The sequence below is a fragment of the Streptococcus mitis genome, assembly GCF_001281025.1.
In the GTDB taxonomy this organism is placed as follows: Bacteria; Bacillota; Bacilli; order Lactobacillales; family Streptococcaceae; genus Streptococcus; species Streptococcus mitis_AK.
The window spans coordinates 1,116,593-1,131,519 of record NZ_CP012646.1 but is presented as its reverse complement, the minus strand read 5'-3'; the positions used below and the strand labels follow the sequence as shown (position 1 = coordinate 1,131,519).

At 39.9% G+C, this 14,927-nt stretch carries 15 protein-coding genes; 6 read left to right on the top strand and 9 right to left on the bottom strand.

The features are described from left to right. Position 1: 1 nt before the first annotated feature. The 3 genes from macP to glmU are packed head-to-tail and all read right to left on the bottom strand — an operon-like array spanning position 2 to position 2,259. On the bottom strand, positions 2–313 hold the full coding sequence (gene macP / locus RN80_RS05515; RefSeq protein WP_060628063.1) for a cell wall synthase accessory phosphoprotein MacP: 312 nt from the start codon (positions 311–313) through the stop codon (positions 2–4). 11 nt (positions 314–324) lie between these two features. Beyond that, complete coding sequence (locus RN80_RS05510; RefSeq protein WP_060628060.1) at positions 325–870, bottom strand: NUDIX hydrolase; 546 nt, start codon at positions 868–870, stop codon at positions 325–327. Positions 871–879: 9 nt separating this feature from the next. Further along, complete coding sequence (gene glmU, locus RN80_RS05505; protein WP_060628057.1) at positions 880–2,259, bottom strand: bifunctional UDP-N-acetylglucosamine diphosphorylase/glucosamine-1-phosphate N-acetyltransferase GlmU; 1,380 nt, start codon at positions 2,257–2,259, stop codon at positions 880–882. Positions 2,260–2,413: 154 nt separating this feature from the next. On the opposite strand from glmU, the gene RN80_RS05500 reads away from it, so the two are divergent. The 5 genes from RN80_RS05500 to lysS all read left to right on the top strand — a co-directional run bounded on the left by RN80_RS05500 (position 2,414) and on the right by lysS (position 6,878). Continuing rightward, positions 2,414–3,214: a GH25 family lysozyme gene (locus RN80_RS05500; RefSeq protein ID WP_060628056.1), complete on the top strand. Its 801-nt coding sequence runs from the start codon at positions 2,414–2,416 to the stop codon at positions 3,212–3,214. A 94-nt stretch (positions 3,215–3,308) separates the two neighbouring features. Further along, positions 3,309–4,151: a DUF368 domain-containing protein gene (locus RN80_RS05495; RefSeq protein WP_060628054.1), complete on the top strand. Its 843-nt coding sequence runs from the start codon at positions 3,309–3,311 to the stop codon at positions 4,149–4,151. Beyond that, positions 4,151–4,633 carry an aminoacyl-tRNA deacylase gene (locus RN80_RS05490; protein ID WP_060628052.1) on the top strand — a complete coding sequence of 161 codons (483 nt, stop codon included), beginning with the start codon at positions 4,151–4,153 and terminating at the stop codon, positions 4,631–4,633. Before RN80_RS05495 ends, RN80_RS05490 begins: the two co-directional genes overlap by 1 nt. Further along, on the top strand, positions 4,633–5,250 hold the full coding sequence (locus RN80_RS05485) for a histidine phosphatase family protein (protein ID WP_060628049.1): 618 nt from the start codon (positions 4,633–4,635) through the stop codon (positions 5,248–5,250). Before RN80_RS05490 ends, RN80_RS05485 begins: the two co-directional genes overlap by 1 nt. 137 nt (positions 5,251–5,387) lie before the next feature. Then, positions 5,388–6,878: a lysine--tRNA ligase gene (lysS, locus tag RN80_RS05480; protein WP_060628046.1), complete on the top strand. Its 1,491-nt coding sequence runs from the start codon at positions 5,388–5,390 to the stop codon at positions 6,876–6,878. Between the two features lie 61 nt (positions 6,879–6,939). Here lysS and RN80_RS05475 read toward each other — a convergent pair whose 3' ends face one another. The 6 genes from RN80_RS05475 to RN80_RS05450 all read right to left on the bottom strand — a co-directional run bounded on the left by RN80_RS05475 (position 6,940) and on the right by RN80_RS05450 (position 13,705). Beyond that, entirely contained in the window at positions 6,940–7,779 is an 840-nt protein-coding gene (locus tag RN80_RS05475; protein ID WP_060628043.1) for an amino acid ABC transporter substrate-binding protein, read from the bottom strand. 9 nt (positions 7,780–7,788) lie between these two features. Further along, positions 7,789–8,418: an amino acid ABC transporter ATP-binding protein gene (locus tag RN80_RS05470; protein WP_060628041.1), complete on the bottom strand. Its 630-nt coding sequence runs from the start codon at positions 8,416–8,418 to the stop codon at positions 7,789–7,791. A 9-nt stretch (positions 8,419–8,427) separates the two neighbouring features. Further along, positions 8,428–9,069 carry an amino acid ABC transporter permease gene (locus RN80_RS05465; protein WP_060628040.1) on the bottom strand — a complete coding sequence of 214 codons (642 nt, stop codon included), beginning with the start codon at positions 9,067–9,069 and terminating at the stop codon, positions 8,428–8,430. 138 nt (positions 9,070–9,207) lie between these two features. Continuing rightward, a complete protein-coding gene (locus RN80_RS05460; protein WP_060628038.1) occupies positions 9,208–10,437 on the bottom strand; it encodes a tetratricopeptide repeat protein in 1,230 nt (409 codons plus the stop codon). Beyond that, positions 10,427–11,593 (bottom strand): AI-2E family transporter, encoded by a 1,167-nt coding sequence (locus tag RN80_RS05455; RefSeq protein ID WP_060628036.1) that lies wholly within the window; start codon positions 11,591–11,593, stop codon positions 10,427–10,429. Before RN80_RS05455 ends, RN80_RS05460 begins: the two co-directional genes overlap by 11 nt. Positions 11,594–11,710: 117 nt before the next feature. Continuing rightward, the gene (locus tag RN80_RS05450) at positions 11,711–13,705 is read right to left on the bottom strand and encodes a peptide ABC transporter substrate-binding protein (protein WP_060628026.1); all 1,995 of its coding nucleotides are present in this window, start codon (positions 13,703–13,705) and stop codon (positions 11,711–11,713) included. A 177-nt stretch (positions 13,706–13,882) separates the two neighbouring features. On the opposite strand from RN80_RS05450, the gene RN80_RS05445 reads away from it, so the two are divergent. Then, a complete protein-coding gene (locus RN80_RS05445; RefSeq protein ID WP_060628023.1) occupies positions 13,883–14,896 on the top strand; it encodes a lactonase family protein in 1,014 nt (337 codons plus the stop codon). The last annotated feature ends 31 nt before the right edge of the window (positions 14,897–14,927 follow it).

The following is a 14,927-nucleotide window of genomic DNA, read 5'->3' as shown; positions in this document are numbered from 1 at the left end:
ATTACAAAAGTTTCATTGCTAAGACAAGCAAAATTAAGAGAAAGATGACTGCAAATAAGATTTTATTCAGTTTAGAATTGAAGACATTTCTCTTAGTATTTTCAATGCGACGGCTTTTATGAATAGACGGTTCGACCTGAATCTTCAAGGTTTCCTGGCTAAAACCATGTTCCCTAGGATTGGCATAACCAAAACGGGAAGAAGAGGTTGGTAAAATCTTGGTCTCCTCATCATCTAGCAAAGGGGGACCCGAAATTTTTTCGCCTCTATTAGCTCTTTCAATCATTTCATCCGTTAATAAAGGTTTACCCATACTGACCTCCTCTATTTTTTCTGCAATTCCCAATACTGAACAGCCATAATTGTCTTGGCATCACAGATATGACCTGATTGGATTAATTCCTTAGCTTCTTCTAGGCTCACTTCAAGGACTTCCAAGGTCTCATCCTCGTCCTGCGGACGCGGATTTTCCACTTTAGTCAAATCGCTTGCTCGGTATAGTTTTAACTTTTCATTACAAAAGCCAATGGCCGAGTAAAAATCGTACAAGAGTTCTAATTTCCCTGTATAGGCTGTTTCTTCCTCTAATTCACGAAGTGCTGCTGCGACAGGGTCTGTGTTTTCTCCTACTTCCAATTTTCCGGCTGGAATTTCATAAGAGGCTGCTTCAATGGCTTTGCGGTACTGCTTGACCAAGATGAGTTTTTGCTCATCCGTTACAGCTAAAACACAGACAGCTCCATTGTGGAAAATCAAATCCCGTTGGGCAGTTCCCTTTCCTTCTGGTAATTCAACCTGATCTTGGACCAGTTTAAATATTGGTCCTTGATAGATCTCTTTTCGGCTTAGCGTTTTTTCTTCAAATTCCATGATAGGCTCCTACTGATTCTTAGGATGATGAGGAAGGCGTGTTGCATATTCGTCTTTATTAACCTGACGACCGCGACCAATAGCAATAGCATCCGCCGGCACGTCTTTAGTAATAGTTGAACCAGCACCAACGAGAGAATTGTCACCAAGTTCTACTGGCGCAATAATGGTTGAATTTGAACCCACAAAGACATTGTTTCCAATGACTGTCTTGTATTTGTTTTTGCCGTCATAGTTGACTGTAATGGTTCCTGCACCAAAATTAACCTTGCTACCCACTTCACAGTTTCCGATATAAGTCAAATGACCAGCCTTGGTATTCTCACCGATAGAAGAACCTTTCACCTCAACAAAGTTACCAATATGAACTTGTGCACCTAGAGATGAACCTGGACGAATGTGGGCGTAAGGACCGACTGTTACACCGTCTGCAACACTGCTTTCCTCAATCATAGAATTGGTAATGACAGCTCCTGCTCCGATAGTGCTGTCCACTACATACGTTCCATTTGTCAAAACAGTCTCAGCACCAATTTTCGTATGCCCTTTCAAGGTAACGTTGGCTTCGATTTGAACTTCGGGAGCAATCTCAACATCAATATCAATATAAGTTGCTTCTGGGTTGACAAAGCTAACACCGTTGACCATGTGCTGATGATTGATGCGACGACGCATAACCGACTCAGCAGTCGCAAGAGCCACACGGTCATTTACCCCAAGACTTTCATCAAAATCTTTCAAAGTATAAGCGCCAACTTTTTCACCAGCTTCACGGAAAATGCCAATGACATCTGTAATATAGTATTCGCCTTGAGCGTTATTGGTATTGATATTTTTCAAAGCCTCAAACAAACGCTCGTTGTCAAAGACGTAAGTTCCGGTATTAATTTCCTTGATTTGTTTCTCAAAATCTGTGGCATCCTTTTGTTCAACAATGCGAAGAACCTCAGCATTATCATTACGCACAACTCGTCCATAGCCAAAAGGATTATCTGTTTCAGCAGTCAAGATAGTGGCCACATTTTTATGATTGATGTGGAAATCAATCAAGTTTTTCAAGCTTTCACCTGTGATTAAAGGAGTATCCCCTGCAATGACCAAGGTGTGACCTGACAAACCTTCTAGGATAGGCTCTGTCATCATAACTGCATGGCCAGTCCCTAACTGTTCAGATTGAGTCACAAATTCTGTCTGTCCAGCCAAGACCTCTTCCACCAATTCCGCCTTGTGTCCTACAACTGTTACTGTCTTTTCAGGTTGGATAGCTCCCACACTACGGAAAACATGTTCCAACATAGAAATACCCGCAACCTTATGCAAAACTTTTGGCAAATCAGATTTCATGCGAGTCCCTTTACCCGCTGCTAAAATAATGGCATAATTTGACATAATCTTCTCTTTTCTCTAGAAATTCCCTTTTATTATACCATATTTCAAATCATTCCGCGCTCTTGAATGAAAAAATACTCTAAAGTCCTTTCTTAACCCATTTTTTGAGTATTTTTTTTGATTTTTTTTCATTTTTAAGGTAAAATTATGAGATATGAGAAAGAAAATTAATCCGCTTATTTTATTTGGTTTTTTTGGGATTATGATTTTCATTTTAATCCTGAATCGCCCTCGTTTTGAGGACCATCCTGTAAAAACAAAGTCAAATATCGCGCAAGTAGAGACACAGGCGCTACACAATATAGATAAACCGGTAATTGATGTTTCTGGTTGGCAGCGTCCTGAGGAAATTAATTACGATACTCTCTCCCAAAACATTTCTGGAGCTATTGTTCGTGTCCATAGTGGTGCTCAAACGTCCAAAGAGAACGATGCTTCCTATGTTAATGGTGTTGATAAGGCCTTTAAAACCCATATCACTGAGTTTCAAAAACGAAATGTCCCAGTTGGTGTCTATGCCTATGTAGCTGGAAAAAGTGTCCAAGAAATGGAAAAGGCCGCTGAAGTTTTTTATAACGCTTCATCGCCATACAGCCCTAGCTACTATTGGCTAGATGTGGAAGACAAAACCATGTCCAATATGAACGAAGGTGTTGAAGCCTTTCGAGCAAAACTAGAATCACTTGGTGCTAAAAATATCGGCATCTACGTTGGGGTCTACTTCATGGAAGAACACAGTATTGATACAGACAAGTTTACGTCTGTTTGGATTCCTTCCTATGGTTCTGACTCAGGATTTTACGAAGCTACTCCTAAGACTGATTTAGATTACGACATTCACCAATACACATCTAAAGGAAAAATTGCTGGCTTTGACCACGATTTGGATATCAACGTCATTTCTTCCTTAAAAAACAAAGAAGAAACCTTTAGAAAAATCTTTTTAAAACCTTAAAAGCATTTGTTTATCATTTGCTTTTTCTTTTTGTGTTTGATTGTGATACAATATAGTAAGGATTTTTTGAAATAGAAATAGTTGGAGGAACAATATGCTCTCATGGTTAGCACGTGTTATTAAAGGGATTGTCATTGCTCTTGGATTTATCTTACCGGGAATTTCCGGAGGGGTTCTAGCAGCAATCTTAGGAATTTATGAACGAATGATTGGTTTTCTGGCCCATCCCTTTAAAGACTTTAAAGAAAATGTTTTGTACTTTATTCCAGTTGCCATCGGTATGCTTCTGGGAATCGGCTTATTTTCCTACCCGATTGAATACCTGCTTGAAAATTATCAGGTCTTTGTCTTATGGAGCTTTGCGGGTGCCATCATTGGTACAGTTCCTAGCCTTCTCAAAGAATCAGCTCGAGAATCTGACCGAGACAAGATTGATTTAGCTTGGTTCTGGATAACCTTTATCATTTCTGGATTAGGACTCTATGCCTTAAATTTTGTTGTTGGAACCTTAAGTGCCAGCTTTCTTAATTTCGTCCTAGCTGGTGCACTGCTGGCTCTTGGCGTATTAGTTCCTGGCCTCAGTCCATCAAATCTACTTTTGATTTTGGGCCTCTATGCTCCTATGTTGACTGGTTTTAAAACCTTCGACCTCTTGGGAACCTTCTTCCCGATTGGAATCGGGGCAGGTGCAACTCTCATTATTTTTTCAAAATTGATGGATTATGCCTTAAGCAACTACCACTCACGCGTCTATCATTTCATCATCGGTATCGTCCTATCGAGTACCCTTTTAATCTTGATTCCAAATGCAGGAAACGCTGAAAGTATCGAATACACAGGCCTTTCACTTGTTGGGTATGTCATCATCGCCTTCTTCTTTGCACTGGGAATCTGGCTTGGTATTTGGATGAGTCAATTGGAGGATAAGTATAAATAATGGCAAAAAAAGTTAAAATCAAAAAAACATTGGTGGAACAAATCCTGTCTAAAGCATCTATCCCTCATCAGGGGATTCAAATCAATGCCCTAGAAGGAGAGCTTCCTCAAGGTTATGAACGAGATCAGATTTTCAAAACCTTGGCTCTTTTGGGAGATAAGACAGGACCGATTATCGGAGTTATCCCTATCACCCAACACTTGTCTGAAAAGAAACTAGCCAAAATTTCTGGCAATAAAAAAGTGAGCATGATTCCACAAAAGGACTTGGAAAAAACAACTGGTTACATTCATGGAGCAAATAATCCTGTCGGAATTCGTCAGAAACACAATTATCCCATTTTTATCGATAAGATCGCTCTAGACTTGGATCAAATGATTGTCTCTGCAGGGGAAGTTGGTCACAGCATTATCGTTGCTCCCCAAGACTTAGCTAGCTTTGTAAAGGCTGACTTTGCAGATATCTTGGAGGACAGCAAGTAATGAAACTCTACTTTGTCCGCCATGGCCGCACAGTCTGGAACCAAGAAGGACGCTTTCAAGGTGCTAGTGGTGATTCTCCCCTTCTTCCTGAATCCATTGACACCCTAAAACTACTTGGCCAGTATCTCAAGGATGTTCCTTTCGATCAGATTTATTCAAGTGATTTACCTCGAGCGGTCAGATCTGCCGAGATTATCCAAAGTCAACTCCAGACCCCCTGTCCTTTAGAAAGCGTTCCAAATCTCCGTGAATGGCAGCTGGGTAAGTTAGAAGGTTTAAAAATCGCAACCTTGGAAGCAATTTACCCACAACAAATCAAAGCTTTCCGATCTAATCTTGCTCAATTTGACACTCAAATGTTTGGAGCCGAATCCCTCTATAGCACCACGCAACGGACCATCCAATTTATCAAATCATTAAAAGATAGTCCAGCTGAGCGTATTCTAATTGTCGGTCATGGTGCTAATCTTACTGCCAGTATTCGTACTCTTCTAAGTTATAAAGAACCTCTTCTTCGTAAAGATGGAGGTCTAGCAAATGCCAGCCTGACAATTCTAGAAACCCATGATTTTGAAACATTTACGCTCGATACTTGGAATGATACTTCCTATCAATAACAGAACTTGATTTTATCGTCAAGTTCTTTTTAGTTTTGAAAGATTATCCGTGAATTTCTTGCTTATTTATGATAAAATGGGAGTATCGCAAAAAATGACTCATCGTATTCAATTTTGAGTAAAACTAGGAGGATCCCATGTCAACAGAACATATGGAAGAACTAAATGACCAGCAGATCGTTCGCCGTGAAAAAATGGCTGCGCTCCGTGAACAAGGAATCGATCCTTTCGGAAAACGCTTTGAACGCACTGCAAATTCACAAGAATTAAAAGATAAATTTGCTAACCTCGATAAAGAACAATTACACGATAAAAACGAAACAGCTACTATCGCAGGACGCTTGGTAACCAAACGTGGTAAAGGTAAAGTAGGTTTTGCCCACCTTCAAGACCGCGAAGGTCAAATCCAGATTTACGTTCGTAAGGATGCTGTCGGTGAAGAAAACTATGAAATCTTCAAAAAAGCAGACCTTGGTGACTTCCTTGGTGTCGAAGGCGAAGTGATGCGTACAGATATGGGAGAACTCTCTATCAAGGCAACCCACATTACACACTTGTCTAAGGCTCTCCGTCCTCTTCCAGAGAAATTCCACGGTTTGACAGACGTTGAAACAATTTACCGTAAACGTTACCTTGACTTGATTTCTAACCGTGAAAGCTTTGAACGCTTTGTCACTCGTTCAAAAATCATTTCTGAAATCCGTCGTTACCTTGATCAAAAAGGTTTCCTTGAAGTGGAAACACCTGTTCTTCACAACGAAGCTGGTGGTGCTGCTGCCCGTCCATTTATCACCCACCACAATGCCCAAAACATTGACATGGTGCTTCGTATCGCGACTGAGCTTCACTTGAAACGCCTTATCGTCGGTGGTATGGAACGCGTCTATGAAATCGGACGTATCTTCCGTAACGAGGGAATGGATGCCACTCATAACCCTGAATTTACTTCTATCGAAGTCTACCAAGCTTATGCTGACTTCCAAGACATCATGGACTTGACGGAAGGCATTATCCAACATGCTGCTAAGTCAGTTAAAGGCGATGGTCCGGTCAACTATCAAGGAACTGAAATTAAGATCAACGAACCATTTAAACGTGTTCACATGGTGGATGCTATCAAAGAAATTACTGGTGTCGATTTCTGGCAAGACATGACTTTGGAAGAGGCTAAAGCTATCGCTGCTGAGAAGAAAGTTCCAGTTGAGAAACACTATACTGAAGTTGGCCACATTATCAATGTCTTCTTTGAAGAGTTTGTTGAAGAAACTTTAATCCAACCTACCTTTGTCTATGGACATCCAGTAGCTGTATCTCCACTTGCTAAGAAGAATCCTGAAGACGAACGCTTTACTGACCGTTTCGAGCTCTTCATCATGACTAAGGAGTACGGTAATGCCTTTACTGAGCTCAACGACCCAATCGATCAGCTTAGCCGTTTCGAAGCCCAAGCTAAAGCCAAAGAACTTGGTGATGATGAAGCGACAGGAATCGACTATGACTACATTGAAGCTCTTGAATACGGTATGCCACCAACAGGTGGTTTGGGAATTGGTATCGACCGTCTCTGCATGCTTCTCACTGATACAACTACTATCCGTGACGTATTGCTCTTCCCAACAATGAAATAAACTCTTATCCTCTGGTTCTTGCCAGGGGATTTTTTGATGCAAAAAGAGACTGAGCAAAAACTCAATCTCTACTTTTCACTTCTTTTGTTGCCACATCTTCTCCAAACCATTTTTGGCTGATTTCCTGGAACTTTCCTTCTTGGTATAGTTCGATAAAGGCTTGGTTTAAAGCTTGTAGTAATCTTTTGTCTGCTGGTCTTACTCCGACTGCAAAGGATTCACTTTCAAATCCTGCTGAAAAGACATTGTAATCATTTAATATTCCTTCAGACTGGAGATAGTAATTAGCATACACTCGGTCAATCAACAAGGCATCAACCCGGTCATTTTTCAAATCAATCAAGGCCTCATTGAAACTCTGGTACTGATTAGCCTTCTGGTCTTTGACACGATTTTTCAATAAATCTGGCTGGGCTTCAAAGTCTAAATAACCAGAGGAACCGGCTTGGGCTCCCAAGGTCTTATCCTTCATATCCTCTACTGAATGAATTTGCTGGCTTTTCTTCGCAACCAGAACTTGCTGATTTTCCATATATGGAATGCTAAAGGCAACCTTTTCTCGGCGTTCATCAGTGGCAGAATAGCCATTCCAGATGGCATCAATGGTCCCATTTTGCAGTTCTGTCTCCTTCATATCCCAGTCGATTGGTTGAAATTGAACCTTAAAACCTAATTTTTCAGAGACAGCTTGTGCTAAGTCAATATCAAAGCCTGTATATTGGCCATCCTTTTCTTCAAATCCCATAGGTACGAAGGTATTATCAAAACCAATGGTTATACTCCCCTGCTCTTGATACTTATCCCAGTTATCCTGCTTTGGATCACTAGCCTTCTGAGTGCAAGCCGTTAAAAAGAAAGTCAGGATAGAAACCAATACTAAAGCAATTTTCTTATTAGTCATCGGCACCTCCTACTTGGGCTCAACCTTGAGAATCTGATCTGCGATATTTTCAGCGAACTGTAAATCGTGGGTAACCACAATCTGCGTCATGCCAAGTTCCCTATTTTGCAAGATCAGTTTTTCCACTTCCAAGCGCAATTCTGGATCAAGTGCAGAAGTTGGTTCATCGTAACCAATGATTTCTGGGTCAATCATCATAGCACGCGCCAAGGCTACCCTTTGCTTTTGCCCACCAGATAGTGAGAAAGGATAGGCATCTGCGTGCCCTGCCAGTCCCAACTGTTCCAGGAGCCCACACGCCTTCTTCTCAGCCTCTTGCTGCTTCATTCCCATGGTTTTTACGGGCGATAAGGTCAAATTATCTAAAACTGATAAATGAGGGAAAAGTTGAAAATCTTGAAATACAAATCCCAGTAGATTCCGCTTCTCCAGTTCATCCAATTCTAAAGATTCTCCATTATAAAAGATTTGTCCTGAATCAATGGTTTCAAGACCTGCAAGCATGCGTAAGAGGGTTGTCTTACCTCCACCAGAAGGTCCAACGATAGCCAGGATTTGCTTTTCAGGAATTTTTAGACTGAAATTGGACAAAATTTGCTTTTCACCAAAGTCTTTATTGATATTTCGTAATTCTAACATGGCAGCCTCCTATCTATAGTAACTGTACTTCTTCTCAACTTTTTTGGCAAGAATGGTCACAATCCCAATCAAAATCAAGTAAATGGCTCCTGCCAAGAACATGGGAACCAGGCTAGCGTCACGGTTGGCAGCTGTTCGACTCGCCAAGATAAGGTCTGAAATGCCTAGAGCATAGACCAGAGAGGTATCCTTGACCAAACTCATAACTTCGTTAAAGACACTGGGAAGAACAATCTTGGTCACTTGGGGCAAGATGATATAACGCACTGTGTCAAAAGGACTGAACTTCAAGACCTTTGCAACCTCATATTGACCTTTAGGAATGGTATCAATCCCTCCACGGAAGATTTCAGCAAAGTAAGCCGCATAATTGAGAACAAAAGCAATGATAGCCGCAGGAAGACGGTCCAAACGAATCCCAATACTTGGAAGCACATAATAAATAAAAATCAATTGCAAGAGCAAGGGTGTTCCCCGCATAATCCAAATATAAATATTAATCAGATGATGGAGGGGCTTCCAATGGACTTGCAAGGCAAAGGCAATCAAAACGCCCAAAGGAATAGAAAAAATCAAGACCAGTGCAAAAACCTGCAAAGTCATGCTTGCACCGCTCAATAAACTCGGTAATATCTCAAACAAATAAGACATACTGCACCTCCTAAAAATAATTGTTCCTATTATAGCATAAATAAACAAAATAACCAAGAATTTTTGTAAAAAAATTCTCTTTAAAAAGAAAAACTATATCTATCAAAAATGATAAGATACAGTTTTAAAAATATATCCTTACAATGTCTCAAATAGTTCTTGCATTTGCACATCATCTGGAACCAGTTTTAAGTAAGCTTGAGCATTGACTTTTGCTTCCTCAAAGTAGCCCAATTCACGCAAGAGGTAGATATAGTGTTCCAGAAACTCTGGATTATCCTTTAAATCTCCTGCCAACTCTTGGTAAAGCTCATAGGCAGTATCCAAATCGTCCATTTCTTGATAAGAACGAGCAATCATCCATTTGGTCAAGAGATTTTCTGGCTCGTCGCTCTGCAAATCTAGAATATCCTCATAACGCTCCTGCTCTAGATAAATAGTAGCCAAACGAAGCAAGATTTCTTCTGTATCCTCAGCGTCTTCTTTTGCAGTAAGGAGGTAGTTCTCTGCCCCACTAGCATCATGCAATTCATAAGAAAATTGTGAAGCAGCCAGTAAGAGACGAGTTTCAAATGGATTTTTCTCCAACCCTTGCTTAGCGATACGCAGGGCTTCTTGAACTTGATGTTCCTTATGTAAGGCCTGACTGTAACCATACTCATATCCTTCAAAATCAGGTGAAATGGTATCAAGTTGCTTAAAGTAGAGGACAGCTTTTTGGTATTCTTCTTGATCAAAGTAAAGACTGGCCAACTCAAAAGCTGTTAGGTCATCGTATTCTAACTCCAGGGATTTTTCTAAAAACTCTGTAGCCGTTTCAAATTTCCCTAACTGGGCATAGGCAAAGCCAATCCGTTGATAGGTGGAAATGCCTGTTTGCTCATAAATAGTACGATTATCTAACTGGGCATAGCCTTGAATGGCCTCTTGATAATTTTCCAACTCACTATCCAATTCTGCTAAGCCCAATATCAAGAGAGGATCTTCTGAGTAAGTCAAGGCCTCCAGAAGTTTCTCACGCGCCACATCTGTCAAACCTTCCATCTGGTAAAGGTCTGCCTTAAGTGCCAAAGCCGAAACATACCAGTCACTGTCAGTTTGGATTTCCTCTAGATAGGCAAAGGCTTCTTCGATTTGACCATCCTCGCTAGCAATAGCTGCTAGATTAAGATGAACCTCTGGAAAATCCTCTACGATTTTCAGGTAAATTTCCTTGGCCTGAGGATAAAAACCAATTCCTTCAAGATAAGTAGCTAACTCATACAGAAGGTCACTTGGATCATTTTCTAAAGCTTTGACGAAATAATGTTCTGCCTTGGTTAAATCTTGCTCCTCCAAAGCCTGTAACATCTGTTGACTATTGTTCACTCTTTATTTCCTCTCCCTCTAGTTCATATAGTCCACTGACTACCTTATACCATTCAAAAATCGCTGAAATGACAACTTTAGCAGAAGCATAAACCGGAATACCGAGTAAAACTCCCCAGATACCAAACATGGATCCTGAAGTTAACAAAACAAAGAGAACATTAATGGGATGGATGTTTAATTGACTTCCCAAAATCAGTGGAGAGACAAAACGGCCTTCAATAGTTTGTTCTACGATAAAGACAATCACTACTTTTAAAAGCATAACTGGCCCAGCAATCAAGCCCAATACTAGGGCAGGAAACATGGCTAAAAAGCTACCAAGATAAGGAACCAGATTTAAAATACCAGCAGTAACCCCCAACGTAACTGCATAGCGTAGACCAATAATCTTGAAGAAAATCATAAACATTACCGCTACAATAATAGCCACTGTTACTTGCCCTCTAACATAGTTAGACAACTGCTGATTCACATCTGATAGAACTTGTCCAACAGGTTCTTTCAATTTCGTTGGCATGAATTGGGTCAAATAGTGACGTAGTCCTTTTCCATCACGTAAGAGATAAAAGAGCATGAAAGGAACGATAATCAAGGCAACAATCACTTGAGAAGCCCCGCTAATAAAGGCGCTCACCCAGTTGACTGCTTGAGATGAAACCTTACTTGCCCAAACTGTAGCCTGACTTGAGAAGTTTGTCAAAACTTGTTCTAACTGAGGTCTGAAATCATCTGGTAAACGCTTAGTTACCAGATCATCAATAACCCTGTCAGCATCTTCAAGGTAGACTGGAACATTCCTTGCAAAACTTAAAACCTGACGTTGTAGATTTGGAATAGCTACTGCCAAGCCCCAAATGATAAAGAGAGCGATGATGACAAAGACAATACTAATCGCTATAACACGATTGATTTTGTGTTTCTCCATCCAATCAACAATAGGATTTAACAAATAGTATAGTAAACCAGATAGAATGACTGGCAACATCACGACTGCCAAAAAGTCTAAAACAGGTGAAAATAGAAAACTAATCTTACTTAAAATAAACAGATTCAGTCCCAATAATAAAGTTACCAAAAATACCGTAATGGCCTTGTTATCCAAAAACCACTTGAAAAACCAAGATAGGCTAAAATGTTTCTCTTTTTGCTCCATAAATACTTCCTTTCTATTGTTCTCTCATTATACCATTTTTAAATCAAAATAACTCTTTTTTAAAGTGCTTACATGGAGACAGCGACATAAAAAATCCCCTCAAAAGAGGAGATTCGATTAGTCTTGAATATGACGGTCTAAGTTCTTCTGATAATCAGCATTGGATTTGCCTTTTTCATCAGCAAATTTCTTGCGGAACTCATCCATTTCTTTGGAAGTGACAATCTTATCTTGGAGTTTAAGATATTTATAACTGTTATCTCCTGTTTTGTCACCAATCCAACCATCAGCACCACTACCTAATACTTTCTTCGTTACTAACATTTGGGCACCGTCTGAGTGTACAGGAATAACTAGAGCACTATCTGTTAACCAAGCTTGCGCCTTAGCATATTTAGAATAACGTTTTTGCAGATCTGTTTTTTCACTATTTGCATCATCAATCAATCCTTTGTATTTATCCAATCCAACTGTTTTAATGGCTTGATTGTCTGTTCCTGGTGCTACACCAAGAGAGCCGAGGAGACTTGGACCTGAAGTTGGATCAAATACATCTAGATAAGTTGATGGGTCTGCATAATCCGGACTCCAACCACTATTAACATTAATGTCCCAATCAACATTATTATTTGATGTTGCTAGAACAGTCATGTTTCCCAATTCATCATCAGAAACCTGTTGAATATCAACAACTACATTTTCAGAGCCCAAGGCTTCTTCAATGGATTGTTTATAAGACTGAGCTTGATGGATAAAATCTGTCTGAGTCGATGAAACTGGAAGATCTAAATGAATCGGATACTGCACTCCATCAGCTTGAAGAGTTTTCTTAGCAGATTCAAACTTAGCTTTAGCCTTGTCTACGTTATGAAGTGAATCTTGGGCATCATCAAGACTGACATCTTTCCAGACATTATCCAATTTATCCAATTCTGTCTTAGTTACTTGACCAAACGATTGGTCTCCAACTTGTACAAATGTTGGAGGAGTGAAACTTGTACGTAGTTTACGAGGTGCCACTTCATCTCCAAACACCTGAGAAACAGCTGCTTTACGATCTGCAGCAAATGCCAAAGCTTGACGGAATTCTTTATTTAACAAAGCTTTTTTTGTAGATGATTTTTCTGCATCACTTGTTTTAGCAGTATGATTGTATGACACACGATCAATATTAGTAGACATATAGAAGACGCCACCTCTTTGTTGACCATATACAATATTATCCTTGTATTTTTCTTTTAGACGTTCATAGTTGGCAGAGTTTTTAAAGAGTGGAGCAGCTGGATAATGTCCCTCATCAAAACCGCGTCCTAGAGAGTCTGCATCTTGACCATCAAAGAATGATAACTTGATATCATCAATAAAGACATTTTGCTTATCCCAATAATTTTGGTTTTTAGTCATTTCGATAGAAGACTTAGATGTAAGACCCTTGAGGAGATAAGGACCGTTGTAGAGAATGCTCGTAACATCAGTGGTCTTACCAAAATCATCTCCTTTAGAAGCTAAAAAGTCTCCACTCACGGGAGCAAGGACTCCCATTGTTGTTTTTGAATTCCAGAAAGATTCTGGATGGTTCAAAGTATAAACAACAGTATAATCATCTGTTGCTTTCACACCTACGGTTGAGAAATCTGTTGTTTTCCCATTTACATAGTCATCCAATCCTTTGATAGAATCCTGTACCAAATAGAGAGCCTGTGATTTCTTATCAGCTGCATGCTTCAGACCAGTTACAAAATCCTGAGCCTTAACTTCACCATACTCCTCTCCCTCATTGGTATACCACTTGACACCCTGACGGATTTTATAGGTATAGGTCAAACCATCTTTGGAAACAGTCCAATCTTCTGCAACTGATGGGACCAGATTCCCATATTGGTCATTTTCTAATAATCCATCAATAACATTACCTGTAATCTGTTTAGTGCTGACATTACCAGAAACTGTATAATCCAAAGTAACAGGATCTAATGAGAATACATAGGCATAAGTAACTGGTTTAGTTGCTTGTTTAGTTGCTTCTTTATTACCATTACCAGATGAACACGCTACTAGCACTGCTGCCGAGAGTACAGCAACTCCTGCTGCTAAGAAAACACGTTTTTTCATAGTTAAACTCCTTTGCAATTTGTATAAGATTATTATAGCACTTTTATTAAGTAAATCAATGAAAACATTTCTAATATTATCATCAAAAGAATTAGGTAAAGCTCTTGCTAATCTTGATTTCTTTATACTTCCATTTTTGTGATATAATAGTCTTATCTTTTGTATAGAGGTAAAGTTATGAAAAAAACTGTTTATTTTGGAACTTATACACGTCGGACTTCCCAAGGGATTTACAAGGCAGACTTTGATACAGAAACTGGTCAGCTTTCAAATCTAGAACTTTTTGCTACTGAGCCAAGTCCAACCTACCTTGCCTTTGACCAGCACCAACATTTATACACTGTTGGTAGTCAAGACGATAAGGGTGGAATTGCAGCCTATCAAACTAATGGTAACTTATTAAATCACGTCGTTGAAGAGGGAGCCCCCCACTGTTATGTTGCCGTTGATGAAGAGCGTGATTTGGTTTACGCGGCAAACTACCACAAGGGACAGGTCCTTGTTTATAAACGTCAGGAAGATGGTCGTCTTGTACTTAGTGATATTGATCAACACAGTGGCCAAGGTCCACATGAAAATCAAGCTTCTCCACATGTTCACTATACAGATTTAACACCTGACCACTATCTAGTGACCTGCGACTTGGGAACAGACCAAGTTATCACTTATGATTTTGATTCAGAAGGAAAATTATCTAAGCTCTATACCTATCATAGCCAGCCAGGAGCAGGCTCACGCCATATTATTTTCCATAACCATTATAAAATCGCTTATCTCATTTGTGAACTCAATAGCACTATCGAGGTTCTAATCTACGATGGTGTTGGCGAATTTGAACGCATGCAAGTCATTTCAACTCTACCAGACGGTTATGAAGGCTTTAATGGTACTGCTGCCATTCGTCTCTCTAAAGATGGTAAATACCTCTACGCCTCTAACCGTGGTCATGATTCTATCGTAGTATATACAATCCTTGCGGACGGTAGCTTAGAGTTGTTAGAAATCGTTCCGACACATGGTCAGACTCCACGTGATTTTGATTTGACACCAGACCAAGAATTTGTCATTGCTGTCCATCAAGACTCTGACAATGCAACCGTCTTTAAACGCAATTCTGAAACTGGACGTCTAGCAGAACTTTCTAATGACTTTCATGTCCCAGAAGCAGTCTGCATCAGTTTTGCCCCTTAAGAAAACATAAAAAATGAACTTGGTAACTCAA